Source organism: Streptomyces spinosus (assembly GCF_020400655.1).
GTDB lineage: Bacteria > Actinomycetota > Actinomycetes > Streptomycetales > Streptomycetaceae > Streptomyces > Streptomyces argyrophylli.
Map to the genome: position 1 here is coordinate 141,457 of NZ_JAINRC010000015.1, position 12,557 is coordinate 154,013.

The window sequence follows — 12,557 nt, forward strand, 5'->3', positions numbered from 1 at the left end:
TAGATGAGCGCGACGTACGGCGGCCGGAGCGGCCGGCAGGGCAAACTCTCCCAATGGCTGCTCGGACGCCGACCGAAGGAGGCCGGCGCCGCCGACAGCGGCCGTGAGACCCTGCTGCTCGCAGCCGCCGCGGCGGGCCTGCCCCTCGCCCCCGCCGCGCACCCCGCCGACGGCTACCGCTGCTCCTGCGACCGCGTGGGCTGTCCCACCCCCGCCCGGCACCCGGTGTCGTTCGCCTGGCAGACGCAGTCCACCACCGACCGCGCCCAGATCGAGCGCTGGGCCCGGCACCAGCCGGCGGCGAACTTCGTCACCGCCACCGGCATGGTGCACGACGTGCTGGACGTGCCCCTGGCGGCCGGCCGCGAGGCGCTGGACCGGCTGCTCGGCTCCGGCGTCGAGGTCGGCCCGGTCGCCGAGAGCGACGACGGCCGCATGCTGTTCTTCACCCTCACCCGGGGCACCCCCGAGGACGAGGACGAATGGTGGCCCTGTGAGCTGGACTGCCACCCCGAGACGATGGACGAGCACCCAGGGCTGCGCTGGCACTGCCGGGGCTCCTACGTCCTCGTACCGCCCGCCCGGCTGCCCGGCGACGCCGACCAGCGCGTGCGCTGGCTGCGCGGCCCGGAGCATCCGCTGCCGGACCCGCTGAGCCTGCTGGAGGCACTGACCGACGCCTGCGCCCGGCACCCGGGCACCGAGCCCGGCCAGCACGGCACGGCCTGGCCCCTGCACCGCTGACGGCCGGCGCGGCCCCGCCTCCTGCCCGCCCTACCCGCCCTGCGCGGACGTCAGCCCCTGCACCCGCCCCAGCATCCGCACCGGGCCGCTGCCGGCCGGGTCGAGCACGGCCTGGTTGGCGATCGACTCCAGCGTCAGGGACTGCTTCACGTCGCCCTTGGTCAAGGCCCGCACGTCCTTGTTCGGGACCGGCACGGTGGCGCCCGTGTAGGCGGTCTGCCTCTCGTAGTGGTGCGTGGTGAAGAACACCAGCGCCCCGCCGTCCGCCGTGCGCAGCGCGAGCGGCGCGTAGTCGCCGTGGGTGAGCGGTTCGTCGATGAACTGCCTGACCAGACCCGGCTTCTCGGCCTCCTTCGCGCGGGCCGCGCGCAGCCCGCTGGTGTCGCGCCCGTCCGCGAAGGCCTTCCCGCCGTTCTTCAGGTAGTCCGCGTACGTCTTGCCCAACTCGTCAGGCCGGACGGCGAGCCCGCCGGCCGCGGCCGGTACGGCCTCGGCCCAGCCGTCCTCGTCCGTCCTGAACTCGGGGACGGTGCCGGGGGCCATGAGCGTCAGGTAGCTCACCTGCCAGCGTTCGCCGAGGTCGCCCCGGGTGAAGACCAGCACCCAGCGGTAGCTGCCGCCCTTGTTGCCCCGGGCGTCGGCGACGAACCAGCGGGGCCAGCCGGCCTTCTCCGGGATCGTGATCCTCACGTCCGTCAGCGTCAGCGGGGTGTGGCTGGCGTTCCCCGACGGGCTGTTGACGTGCCCGGCCCGCAGCCGGGCGGAGTCGATGTCGGAGAGGGCGCCGGTGACATAGGGAGCGTCCAGGGAGCTGTCGTAGGCCTTGTCGGCCTTGTTGTACGCGTCCGTGAACGCGGTGACCGCCCTGGCGGCCTCGGCACGGGTGGCCGCGGGCACCACCACCCGCTCCCCGTGCACCACCACGCATCCGCTCGCGGTCAGCGACAAAGCGGTCAGCGAGGCCGCTACGAGTGCGTTCCGGTCACGCCTGCGAAGCCGCTGACGGCTGCGTTCCCTTCTCATCGGGCTCCTTCACCTTCCCCTTCCCGGAGGCGAACCCTACCGGGGAGAGGAACAGCGCGAGCACCGGGACCAGGTACAGCGCCCACACCGTGACCTGAAGGACCGTCGGGTCCGGCTGGAAGTTGAACACGCCCTTCAGCAGGGTGCCGTACCAGCTGTCCGGCGGGATGGCGCCGCTGATGTCGAAGGCCAGGTCGGTCAGGCCCGGGATCCAGCCGGCCTCCTGGAGGTCGTGGAAGCCGTACGCCAGCACGCCCGCGGCGACCACGACCAGCATCCCGCCGGTCCAGGTGAAGAACTTGGCCAGGTTGATCTTCAGGGCGCCCCGGTAGAACAGCCAGCCCAGCAGCACCGCCGTGGCGAGGCCGAGGGCGACGCCGACCAGCGGGCGCGGAGTGCCGTCGCTCGCCGCGTGCACCGACGCCCACACGAACAGCGCGGTCTCCAGACCCTCCCGGCCGACCGCGAGGAACGCCGTGGCGACCAGCGCGCCCGTGCCGAGGGCGAGCGCGGCGTCCAGCTTGCCGTGCAGCTCGGACTTCAGGTGTCGGGCGGTGCGCCGCATCCAGAACACCATCCAGGTCACCAGGCCGACGGCGACGACCGACAGGGAGCCGCCGAGCGCCTCCTGCGCCTGGAACGTCAGCTCCTGCGAGCCGAACTCCAGGGCGCAGCCGAAGCCCATGGCGATGGCGATGGCGATGCCGATGCCGATCCAGATCGGCCGCAGGGCGTCCTTGCGGCCGGTCTTGACCAGGTAGGCGATCAGGATGCAGACGACGAGCGACGCCTCGAGTCCCTCGCGCAGGCCGATCAGGTAGTTGGAGAACACGGGCTATGCCCCCTTCGAGAACAGCGTGCGGCCCCACCAGTCGCCGGAGTCCCGGACGCCGGGCGGGATCGCGAAGACCGCCGAACCCACGTGCTGGATGTACTCGTTGAGCGCGTCGTGCGCGGCGAGGTTGCGCTGGAGCGGGATGAAGCCCTTGCGCACGTCCCGCTGGTAGGCGAGGAAGAACAGGCCCGCGTCCAGGCGGCCGAGGCCGTCGGTGCCGTCGGTGAAGGAGTAGCCCCGGCGCAGGATGGTGATCCCGTTGTTGGAGTCGGGGTGCGCGAGCCGCACGTGCGCGTCGGGCTTCATCGCCTTCAGGAACGGCTCGTCGTGCTCCTTGGCCTTGCCGACCGGGGCGCCCTCGCGCTTGTCCCGGCCGAACACGTCCTCCTGCTCCTGGAGCGAGGCGCGGTCCCAGGTCTCGATGTTCATGCGGATGCGCCGGGCGACCAGGTACGAGCCGCCGGTCATCCAGTCCGGCCCGTCCTCCTCGCCGACCCACACGAACTTCCTCAGCCGGTCGGTCTCGGTGCCCGCGATGTTGCGGGTGCCGTCCTTGAAACCCATGAGGTTGCGCGGGGTCTGGGCGCCCGGGGTGGTGGAGGAGGTCTTGCCGAAGCCGAGCTGGGACCAGCGGATGGCGACCTTGCCGAAGCCGATCCGGGCGAGGTTGCGGATGGCGTGCACGGCGACCTGCGGGTCGTCGGCGCAGGCCTGCACGCACAGGTCGCCGCCGGTGCGGGACCTGTCGAGGTTGTCGCCGGGGAACCTGGGCAGGTCGACCAGGGCCTCGGGCCGCCGGTCCGCCAGCCCGAACCTGTCGAAGAGCGAGGGACCGAACCCGATGGTGAGCGTGAGCCGGGACGGCTTGAGCCCGAGCGCCTCACCGGTGTCGTCCGGCGGGGCCTCGGCGAGCCCGCCGTAGGCGCCTTCTCCGACGGCCTTCCCGGCGGTCATCCGGCGGGCCGCGGCCGTCCAGTCCTTGAGCATGTGGACGAACTGTTCGCGGTCGTCGGTCTTCACGTCGAACGCGGCGAAGTGCAGCCGGTCCTGCACCGGGGTGGCGATGCCGGCCTGGTGGGCGCCGTGGAACTCCACCGCGCCGCCGGTCTCGGCGGCGGCCGGGTCCATGTCGTCGCCCGTCCTGGCCATGGCCGCGGCCCCGCCGGCCGCGGCGGCCCCGAGCGCGAGCCCGGCACCGCCCCAGCCGATCAGCGCGCGGCGCGACGGACTGGCCTGGGTCTTGTGGGTCTCGGTCATCGCCTCTGCCCCCTCGTCTACTTCACGACCGCGGCGGCGAGCTTGGACAGCGGCTCGGCGAGCGCGTTCACCGCGTCCGACAGCTCCTTGCGCTGGTCCTTGGTGACCTTGTCGTAGGAGACGAAGTCGTAGGACGTCTTGTCGGTGCGGTACTTGTCGAGCAGCGTGTCCAGCGCCGCGAACTGCTTGTCGAGTTCCTCGGTGAGCGCGGGGTCGTTCTTCGCGGCGACCGGCTTCAGCAGCTCGTACGCCTTCTGGGCGCCCTCGACGTTGCCCTTGAAGTCGACCAGGTCGGTGTGGGCGTAGCGGTCCTCCTCGCCGGTGACCTTGCCGGTGGCGACCTCGTCCAGCAGCTCCTTGGCGCCGTTGGCCATGGAGGTCGGGGTGATCTCCGCCTTGCCGACCCGGCCCTGCCAGTCCTTGAGGTCCGTCAGCAACCGGCCGGCGAGGGCCTTCTCCTCGGCGCCGATCTTCTTGTCGTGCCAGAGGGCCTTCTCCAGCCGGTGCCAGCCGGTCCACTTCTGGCCGGCCTCCAGGCCGTCCTCGCGGACGTCGACCTTCGGGTCGATGTCGCCGAAGGACTCGGCGACCGGCTCGGTGCGCTCCCAGCCGAGCCGGGAGAGGCCGTAGGCCTTCTTCGCGGCCTCCAGGTCGCCGTCCTCGACCGCCTTCACGAAGGTCTCGGCCTTCGGCAGCGTCTCGTCGGCCTGGTCCTGGGCGTACTGGCGGTACTCGGCGACCGCCTGGTCCAGCTTCGGGTTGCGCTTGGCGGCGCCGGCGCCTCCGGTCACGGTCAGCTTCTGCCGCACGCCGTGGCCCTTCATGCCGGGCCGGCAGGCGATCTCGTACGAGCCGGCCTTCACCTCGGCGGTGAGCGTGTACTTGGTGCCCGGACCGATGTTCTCCTTCTCGGAGACGATCCGGTCGTCCGGGAACAGGATCTCGACCTCGGTCGCCTTGGAGCCCTTGTTCTCTATCTTCAGCGTGACCTGGCCGGCCGGCACCGACGTGCTGGAGGTCTCGCACGTGGAGTCGGCGGCCGTGACCTGGATGGCGTCACCGTCCTTGGCGTCACTCTTCGCGGTGCAGGCCGAGAGGGCGGTCAGAGCCGCCGCGGTGGCGGCGGCGGTGACGGTCAGTCGGACGGCGCGCATGCAGGCTCCCAGCGGATCTGGTGTGGTGAGGCTGCCCTAACTTACATGAGGCTATCCTCACCCGTCCCCCCGCCTCCCGTGATTCGGCTCTCACGACAAGATCACGGACACGGCTTGATCGCGACGCCCCAAAGGGGACGGCAACGGACGGTAAAGGCGAGGCCAAGAGACCGGGGACGGACGGCCGGAGACGGCCCGCCGCGCGGGGTGCTCGCCCGGGCGCCGGACGAGGAGGCCGCACCCGGACCCGGCCGCTGCCCGGAGGGGTCCCGCCTGGGAGCGGTCGCCGCCGCCGCGATGTTTCAATTCCCCGGTGACTGACTACGACGTACTCCGCGTCTTCTGCGGGCCGAACGGCGGCTACGGCAACGAACTGGGCGTCGTCCGCGACGGCTCGGTGCTGCCCGAGCGGAGCGACCGGCAGGCGCTGGCGGCCAAACTCGGCTTCAGCGAGACCGTGTTCGTGGACGACCCCGAGCGCGGAGTGATCGACATCTACACGCCCACCCTGCGCCTGCCCTTCGCCGGCCACCCCTGCGTGGGCACGGCCTGGCTGCTCGACGTGCCCGAACTCGTCACCCCCGCCGGGGTCGTCGGGACCCGCCTGGACGGCGAGTTCACCTGGATCGAGGCCCGCGCGGAGTGGGCACCCCCGCGCACCCTGCGCCAGTACGCGAGCGCCGCCGAGGTGGACGCCCTCGACGTGCCGCCGCCGGGGGAGTGGCTGTACGCCTGGGCGTGGAAGGACGAGGCCGCCGGGCGGGTCCGGGCCCGCGCCTTTCCCGGGCGCGACGACTGCGTCGAGGAGGACGAGGCGACCGGGGCGGCGGCGCTGCTCCTCACCGACCTGCTGGGCCGGGCGCTGAACATCACCCAGGGCAGGGGCTCCCAGCTCCTGACCGCCCCTCAGCCGCACGGGTGGATCGAGGTCGGCGGACGGGTCCGCCTGGAGCGCTGACGCGTAGGCGCGTCCGGGGGATCGTCCGGGATCCCGTTCGGGTGGATCCACGGGTGCGCGCGAAGGCCGCCGCCGGCGAGCGGGGACCTCTGGGCGTGACCACTCCGTCTCCCTGAGAGGAGCACCATGCGCATCAGATCAGTCCTGGCCGCGACCGCCCTCGCCGCCGCTCTCGCCGCGTCCGGCGCCACGACGGCCAGTGCCGCCCACCACGACGAGAAGACCGACGACGAGGCCGTCTGCAGCCCGTACGCCGGCACTCTCACCTCGCTGGAGAACCACCTGACGTGGTCGGGCGCCCACTGCGGCCACCACGGGCGCTGATCCGGCCCGGGTCCCCTCCCGCGCGCGGCGGGGGACCCGGTCGTACCGCGCTCAGGGGAGCGTCAGGATGTCCGCGCCGGTCTCCGTCACGACCAGCGTGTGCTCGAACTGCGCGGTCCGCTTGCGGTCCTTCGTCACGACCGTCCAGCCGTCGTCCCACATGTCGTACTCGTGGGTGCCCAGCGTCAGCATCGGCTCGATCGTGAACGTCATCCCCGGCTGCATCACGGTCGTCGCGTGCGGGCTGTCGTAGTGCGGGATGATCAGCCCCGAGTGGAACGCCGTGCTGATGCCGTGTCCGGTGAAGTCCCGCACCACGCCGTAGCCGAACCGCTTGGCGTACGACTCGATGACCCGGCCGATGACGTTGATCTGCCGCCCGGGCTTCACGGCCTTGACCGCACGGTTCAGCGCCTCGCGGGTGCGCTCCACCAGCAGCCGCGACTCCTCGTCCACGTCACCGACCAGGTAGGTGGCGTTGTTGTCGCCGTGGACCCCGCCGATGTACGCCGTCACGTCCAGGTTGACGATGTCGCCGTCCCGGAGGACCGTCGAGTCCGGGATGCCGTGGCAGATGACCTCGTTGACCGAGGTGCACAGCGACTTGGGGAAACCCCGGTAGCCGAGCGTGGACGGGTACGCCCCGTGGTCGCACATGTAGTCGTGGGCGACCTTGTCCAGCTGGTCCGTGGTGACCCCGGGCGCGATGATCTTCGCGGCCTCCGCCATCGCCCGCGCGGCGATGCGGCCCGCGGTCCGCATGGCCTCGACGGTCTCGGGGGTCTGCACCTCCGGCCCGGTGTACGGCGCCGGCGCGGGCTTGCCGACGTACTCGGGGCGGCGGATGTTTCCGGGAACCGGACGGGTGGGGGACAGCTCCCCTGGTACGAGCAGCGACTGGCCAGACATGCAAGCGAGTCTAACCAGCGGACATGGGGGAACATGTCGGTGGCGAGAGGAGCTGCCCATGGCCCTGTTCAAGAAGCGCACCGCCGGCAAGCCGGGCGAGTGGTACTACTGCCTGGAACACAAGAAGGTCGAGGAGGGCCCGGACTGCCCGGGCAAGGACCGCTTCGGGCCGTACGCCTCCCCCGAGGAGGCCCGGCACGCGATGGAGACCGCCGCCGAGCGCAACCTCCAGTGGGAGAACGACCCGCGCTGGCACGACGCGCCCGCCGGGGGCGGCACCGACGAGGACTGATCACGCCGGGACGGCCGCGCGCCGCTCGCGCATCCGTACCGCGTGCTCGTTCGTCCTGGCGTCGTACGCCATCAGCCCCGGCAGGCACAGCGCCAGCAGTCCCACCGCGCCCGCGCACGCCAGACCACCGGACCACACCGAGGCCCGTACGCCCGCCCACGCGGCCGTGCCGCCCGCCCGGACCTGACCGAGCTGCGGGCCGACCGAGTACGACAGCAGTTCGATCCCGGCGAGCCTGCCGCGCAGCTCGTCCGGGATCGTCTGGTTCCACATGGCCGCCCGGAAGATTCCGCTGACCATGTCGAAGCCGCCGCCGACGGCGAGGAACAGCAGCACCAGCCAGACGTTCCCGCAGACCCCGGCCGCCGCCACCGCCAGGCCCCACCCGGCGGCCGACAGCACCACCAGCACCCCGTGCCGGTGCACCCGCGAGGTCCAGCCGCTGGTCAGGCTCACCAGCAGCGCGCCCGCCGGGATCGTCGCGTACATCAGCCCGAGCGCCCACCGCGCGTGCAGGTCGTCCGCGAGGAACGGCAGCACGGCCAGCGGCATGGCCAGGAACATCGCCGCGAGGTCGACGGCGTAGGTGCCGAGGAGCTCCTTGCGGCTCCACGCGTACCGGGCGCCCTCCGCGATCGCCTTCAGATCCGGCTTCGCGGCCTCCTCGGCGGCCGGGGAGGGGGCGATCCGCGCGATGTACGCCAGCGAGACGGCGAAGGTCAGCAGATCGGCCGCGTAGGCCCAGCCGAGGCCCGCGTAGGCGACCACCACGCCCGCGACCGCCGGGCCCGCCACTCCGCCGACGGTCCAGCGCAGCGAGTTCAGCGAGGCCGCCGCCGGCATGTCGTCGTGGGCGACGATCCGGGGCCACAGCGAGTCCAGGGCCGGGCGCTGCACGGAGACCAGCGCGGAGGAGAGGGCGGCCACGACGTACAGCGGCCAGAGGGCGGGGCGGGGGAGCAGGGCGTTCAGCAGCAGGACGGCGCTGAGCAGGCCCTGGCCGGCCTCCGTCCACACGATCAGCATCCGCTTGTCCAGGGCGTCGGCGAGGGCGCCGCCGTAGAGACCGCACACGATGAGCGGCAGCAGCTCGACGGCGCCGATCGCGCCGACCGCCGCGGCGGACTCCGTCAGGTCCTTGAGCTGGACCGGCAGCGCGACGAACGTCAGGAAGCTGCCGAAGTTGCTGATCAGACCGGACTTCCACAGGCGACGGAAGTCGGCGGAGGCTTTCCAGGGGGCGAGGTCGGGAAGGAGGGCTCGGCTCACCGGTGCATGCTCGACGGCCCGGCACCGCCGGGCAACCGTTTTTCGGTCCCGTTCCAGCCGGGCGTCTCCGGTGGGCGGGCGAGGCGGGTCACCACGGGGCAGGCGGCGGAGCCGTCAGCGCTTCCGCCAGCCGTGAGAGGCGGTCCCGGAACCCCCGGCGCGCCCTCGGAGAGCCCCCGTTCTCGCCCGCCGCCGCACTGACCAGGTGCTGCACGCTGTCCAGGTCCAGCTCCGCCCCCTCGGGCACGGCCAGCGTGTCGTGCGCCATCGCGGCCAGCTCGCCCCCGCCCGCCCCGAGCGCCAGCACCGTCACCCCGGCCCGCCGGGCGTCGTGCACCCGCTCCAGCAGCGGCGCCGGTTCCTCGGGCGCCACCACCAGCAGCGTCTCCCCGCGCCGCGCCGCCGCGATCCGCCCCGGCCCCACCGCCAGGTGCGCGGGATCGCAGGGGCGCGCGTGATGCCGTACCAGCGTCGGCGCCAGCTCGGGCGTCCCCGACCACGCGGCCTCGTCCACCAGGTGAGCGGCCAGGTGCCACGGCTCGTACTCCGGCGTCCCCACCAGCAGCAGCCCGCCGCCGTGCGCCACCACCGACCCGCGCAGCACCCCCGCGAACCTCCGGGTGGCCCCCAGCCACTCGGTCCCGGCCAGCACTTCCCGCAGCAACGCGACCCGTACGGCGTCCATGCGACCGCATCCTGCCGCAGGACGGCACTCGTGACGCCGAGTTCACCGCGAATTCGCCCGACCCGGGGATGGTGGCTGCCATCCCGCCCGCCCCCACAGGCCGAGGAGCCGCCCGATGACCGACGTGTCCGTCCCCTTCCGCGCGGGCCGCGAGGGCTACGCGAGCTTCCGCATACCGGCCGTCGTCGCCACCCGGTCCGGCACCCTGCTCGCCTTCTGCGAGGGCCGCGTCGACTCCGCCGCCGACCACGGGCACATCGACATCGTGCTCAAACGCTCCACGGACGGCGGCCGGACCTGGGGCCCGCTCCAGGTCGCCGCGGACAACGGCGCGGACCTCGCCGGCAACCCCGCCCCCGTCGTGCTGGACACCGGCCGCGTCCTGCTCGTGCACATGCGCGCCGCCGCCTCCGCCACCGAGGCCGCCATCCTGCGCGGCCAGGTCGGGGACGCCGACGGGCGGCGCGTGTGGGTGCAGCACAGCGACGACGACGGGGTGACCTGGTCCAGGCCCAGGGAGATCACCCGGGAGGTGAAGAAGCCCGGCTGGCGCTGGTACGCCACCACCCCCGGCCACGCCCTGCAGCTGACCTCCGGCCGCGTCCTCGTCCCGGCCAACCACACCCTGCCGCCCACCGGCACCGACACCGGCGCCGAGGCCAGGTACAACAGCGGGCACTGCCTGCTCAGCGACGACCGCGGCGAGACCTGGTACCTGGGCTACCTGGACGAGAACACCGACGGCTACGTCAACGTCAACGAGACCACCGCCGCCGAACTCCCCGACGGCCGCGTCTACCTCAACACCCGCAACGACTCCCCGTCACCCGGCAACCGCGCCGACGCCCACTCCAAGGACGGCGGGAAGACCCTCGTCAAGCCCTTCCGGCCGCAGGCCGGGCTGACCGCGCCGGTCTGCGAGGCCTCCGTGCTCCAGCTCCGCGACCCCGACCTGCTCCTCTTCTCCGCCCCGGCCGACCCCGCCGCCCGCGCCCTGATGACGATCCGCGCCTCCGTCGACGGCGGCGTCACCTGGCGCCCGGCGTTCACCGTCGACGGGCTGCCCGCCGCCTACTCCGACCTCGTCCGCGTCGACCCGCACACCGTCGGGCTCCTGTACGAGACGGGCGACTTCGACGCCTACGCGACGATCACCTTCCGCCGGGTGCCCGTACACCGGCTGACCTGAGCCGGTACGGACCCGGCGGCGGACGTAGAGTCGGCCCATGACCTCTACCGACAGCGCACAGACCCCTGCCAAGGCCCCCGCCAAGGACCCCTGGGACCTGCCCGACGTCTCCGGGTACGTCGTCGGCGTTCTCGGCGGCACCGGACCGCAGGGCAAGGGCCTCGCCTACCGGCTCGCCCGGGCCGGCCAGAAGGTGATCATCGGCTCCCGCGCCGCCGAGCGGGCCCGGGCCGCCGCCGGGGAACTCGGACACGGCGTCGAGGGCGCCGACAACGCCGAGACCGCGCGCCGCAGCGACATCGTGATCGTCGCCGTGCCGTGGGAGGGCCACGGCGACACCTTGAGGTCGCTGCGCGAGGAACTGGCCGGAAAACTCGTCGTGGACTGCGTCAACCCGCTCGGCTTCGACAAGAAGGGCGCCTACGCCCTGAAGCCGGAGGAGGGCAGCGCCGCCGAGCAGGCCGCCGCCCTGCTGCCGGACTCCCGGGTCGCCGCCGCCTTCCACCACCTGTCGGCCGTCCTGCTCCAGGACCCGGAGATCGAGCAGATCGACACCGATGTGATGGTGCTCGGCGAGGAGCGCGCCGACGTGGAGATCGTGCAGGCGCTGGCCGGGCGCATCCCCGGCATGCGCGGCGTCTTCGCGGGCCGGCTGCGCAACGCCCACCAGGTCGAGTCGCTGGTCGCGAACCTGATCTCCGTCAACCGCCGGTACAAGGCACACGCCGGGCTCCGCGTCACCGACGTGTGAGCCGCGTCCGGCGATGGGGGACACTGGTGACCTCGAGCAGTGTCCCCCGACAGGATCCGGAGCCGGCCCCCATGCCCCGCATCGCCCTCTACACCTTGATCGTCTGCCTCCTCGCCGTGGCCGCCGCGGTCGTCTCCTTCGTCCAGGGCAGCTGGCTGGGGATCGTGTGGGTGCTGCTGGCGGGCCTGTCCTCCAACATGACCTGGTACTACGTCAAGCGCGGCCGGGCCGCCGGGCAGGGCCGCTCCGTCACGAACTGAGCGAGCAGATCTCCGGGGTGTCCTGCCAGAAGCGGTAGTCCGCCTCGCCGCAGTAGCGGGAGAAGTCGTCGACGTTCAGCGCCCGCATGATCGAGTCGATCACGTCGAAGAACGCGCTGTTGACCGACGGCAGCCACAGCAGCGCGAACACGAACAGCAGCCCGAACGGCGCGAACGGCTCCACCTGCCGCTTCACGCCGTACGACAGCCACGGCTCGATCACCCCGTAGCCGTCCAGGCCCGGCACCGGCAGGAAGTTCAGCAGCGCCGCCGTCACCTGGAGCAGCGCCAGGAAGGCCAGCGCGAACCGGAAGTCGGCGGGGACGCCGTCCAGCGCGTGCAGCCAGAACGGGGCCGTGCACACCGCCGCGAACAGCACGTTCGTCAGCGGGCCCGCCGCCGAGATCAGGCTGTGCCGCCAGCGGCCCCGGATGCGGCTCCGCTCGATGAACACCGCGCCGCCGGGCAGACCGATCCCGCCCATGATCACGAACAGCAGCGGGAGCACGATGCTCAGCAGCGCGTGCGTGTACTTCAGCGGGTTCAGCGTGAGGTAGCCCTTCGCGCCGACCGTGATGTCCCCGCTGTGCAGGGCGGTGCGGGCGTGCGCGTACTCGTGCAGGCACAGGGAGACGATCCAGGCCGCCGTCACGAACAGGAACACCGCGACGCCCGGCTGCGCGGCGAACCCGCTCCAGGTGGCCCAGCCGGTCACCGCCGTCACGGCCAGGATGCCGACGAACACCGGGCTGATCTGCCGATCGCCGTGGCGGGTGGTGGCGGTGGTCATGGCGGAGAGCTCCTCGGGTCGCGTCGGGCGGGCCGGGGTCGACCGTACCGGTGATCGCGGGGAAACGTCCTGCGAGCGGCCGGAGGTTCCTGCTAGTCGTTACGCTGTCATCGAGTC

The 12,557-nt window shown here is 72.6% G+C and carries 15 protein-coding genes; 7 read left to right on the forward strand and 8 right to left on the reverse strand.

Annotated features, from left to right (window positions below):
• Window positions 1–3 precede the first annotated feature (3 nt).
• Window positions 4–744 carry a bifunctional DNA primase/polymerase gene (locus tag LG395_RS27930; protein ID WP_225811623.1) on the forward strand — a complete coding sequence of 247 codons (741 nt, stop codon included), beginning with the start codon at window positions 4–6 and terminating at the stop codon, window positions 742–744.
• A gap of 30 nt (window positions 745–774) precedes the next feature.
• On the opposite strand, the gene LG395_RS27935 is transcribed toward LG395_RS27930, so the two are convergent.
• Genes LG395_RS27935 through efeO form a run of 4 tightly spaced genes read right to left on the reverse strand, consistent with a single transcriptional unit; the run spans window position 775 to window position 5,013 of the window.
• Window positions 775–1,767 carry an SCO2278 family lipoprotein gene (locus LG395_RS27935; RefSeq protein ID WP_225811624.1) on the reverse strand — a complete coding sequence of 331 codons (993 nt, stop codon included), beginning with the start codon at window positions 1,765–1,767 and terminating at the stop codon, window positions 775–777.
• A complete protein-coding gene (gene efeU / locus LG395_RS27940) occupies window positions 1,727–2,599 on the reverse strand; it encodes an iron uptake transporter permease EfeU (RefSeq protein ID WP_171156850.1) in 873 nt (290 codons plus the stop codon). Before efeU ends, LG395_RS27935 begins: the two co-directional genes overlap by 41 nt.
• Window positions 2,600–2,602: 3 nt before the next feature.
• On the reverse strand, window positions 2,603–3,859 hold the full coding sequence (efeB, locus tag LG395_RS27945; protein WP_171156852.1) for an iron uptake transporter deferrochelatase/peroxidase subunit: 1,257 nt from the start codon (window positions 3,857–3,859) through the stop codon (window positions 2,603–2,605).
• A gap of 17 nt (window positions 3,860–3,876) precedes the next feature.
• On the reverse strand, window positions 3,877–5,013 hold the full coding sequence (gene efeO, locus LG395_RS27950; protein WP_171156854.1) for an iron uptake system protein EfeO: 1,137 nt from the start codon (window positions 5,011–5,013) through the stop codon (window positions 3,877–3,879).
• Between the two features lie 313 nt (window positions 5,014–5,326).
• Here efeO and LG395_RS27955 point away from each other — a divergent pair, with 313 nt between their 5' ends.
• Both LG395_RS27955 and LG395_RS27960 read left to right on the forward strand, forming a co-directional pair.
• Complete coding sequence (locus tag LG395_RS27955) at window positions 5,327–5,971, forward strand: PhzF family phenazine biosynthesis protein (protein WP_225811625.1); 645 nt, start codon at window positions 5,327–5,329, stop codon at window positions 5,969–5,971.
• A 126-nt stretch (window positions 5,972–6,097) separates the two neighbouring features.
• On the forward strand, window positions 6,098–6,295 hold the full coding sequence (locus LG395_RS27960; protein WP_171156858.1) for a hypothetical protein: 198 nt from the start codon (window positions 6,098–6,100) through the stop codon (window positions 6,293–6,295).
• A gap of 51 nt (window positions 6,296–6,346) precedes the next feature.
• Here the strand turns inward: LG395_RS27960 and map are convergent, their stop codons facing one another.
• Complete coding sequence (gene map, locus LG395_RS27965) at window positions 6,347–7,204, reverse strand: type I methionyl aminopeptidase (protein WP_171156859.1); 858 nt, start codon at window positions 7,202–7,204, stop codon at window positions 6,347–6,349.
• A 58-nt stretch (window positions 7,205–7,262) separates the two neighbouring features.
• Between map and LG395_RS27970 the strand changes: the two genes are divergently transcribed.
• Window positions 7,263–7,496, forward strand: a complete 234-nt coding sequence (locus LG395_RS27970) for a hypothetical protein (RefSeq protein WP_171156861.1) — start codon at window positions 7,263–7,265, stop codon at window positions 7,494–7,496.
• Here the strand turns inward: LG395_RS27970 and LG395_RS27975 are convergent, their stop codons facing one another.
• Both LG395_RS27975 and LG395_RS27980 read right to left on the reverse strand, forming a co-directional pair.
• A complete protein-coding gene (locus LG395_RS27975; RefSeq protein ID WP_171156863.1) occupies window positions 7,497–8,765 on the reverse strand; it encodes an MFS transporter in 1,269 nt (422 codons plus the stop codon).
• An 88-nt stretch (window positions 8,766–8,853) separates the two neighbouring features.
• A complete protein-coding gene (locus LG395_RS27980; RefSeq protein ID WP_171150015.1) occupies window positions 8,854–9,450 on the reverse strand; it encodes a hypothetical protein in 597 nt (198 codons plus the stop codon).
• A 115-nt stretch (window positions 9,451–9,565) separates the two neighbouring features.
• On the opposite strand from LG395_RS27980, the gene LG395_RS27985 reads away from it, so the two are divergent.
• The 3 genes from LG395_RS27985 to LG395_RS27995 all read left to right on the forward strand — a co-directional run bounded on the left by LG395_RS27985 (window position 9,566) and on the right by LG395_RS27995 (window position 11,650).
• Window positions 9,566–10,639, forward strand: a complete 1,074-nt coding sequence (locus LG395_RS27985; protein ID WP_225811626.1) for a sialidase family protein — start codon at window positions 9,566–9,568, stop codon at window positions 10,637–10,639.
• Window positions 10,640–10,676: 37 nt separating this feature from the next.
• Window positions 10,677–11,390: an NADPH-dependent F420 reductase gene (gene npdG / locus LG395_RS27990; protein WP_171156867.1), complete on the forward strand. Its 714-nt coding sequence runs from the start codon at window positions 10,677–10,679 to the stop codon at window positions 11,388–11,390.
• A gap of 71 nt (window positions 11,391–11,461) precedes the next feature.
• The gene (locus LG395_RS27995) at window positions 11,462–11,650 is read left to right on the forward strand and encodes a hypothetical protein (protein WP_171156869.1); all 189 of its coding nucleotides are present in this window, start codon (window positions 11,462–11,464) and stop codon (window positions 11,648–11,650) included.
• On the opposite strand, the gene LG395_RS28000 is transcribed toward LG395_RS27995, so the two are convergent.
• Window positions 11,640–12,440: a site-2 protease family protein gene (locus LG395_RS28000; protein WP_225811627.1), complete on the reverse strand. Its 801-nt coding sequence runs from the start codon at window positions 12,438–12,440 to the stop codon at window positions 11,640–11,642. The genes LG395_RS27995 and LG395_RS28000 overlap by 11 nt on opposite strands.
• Window positions 12,441–12,557: the final 117 nt, after the last annotated feature.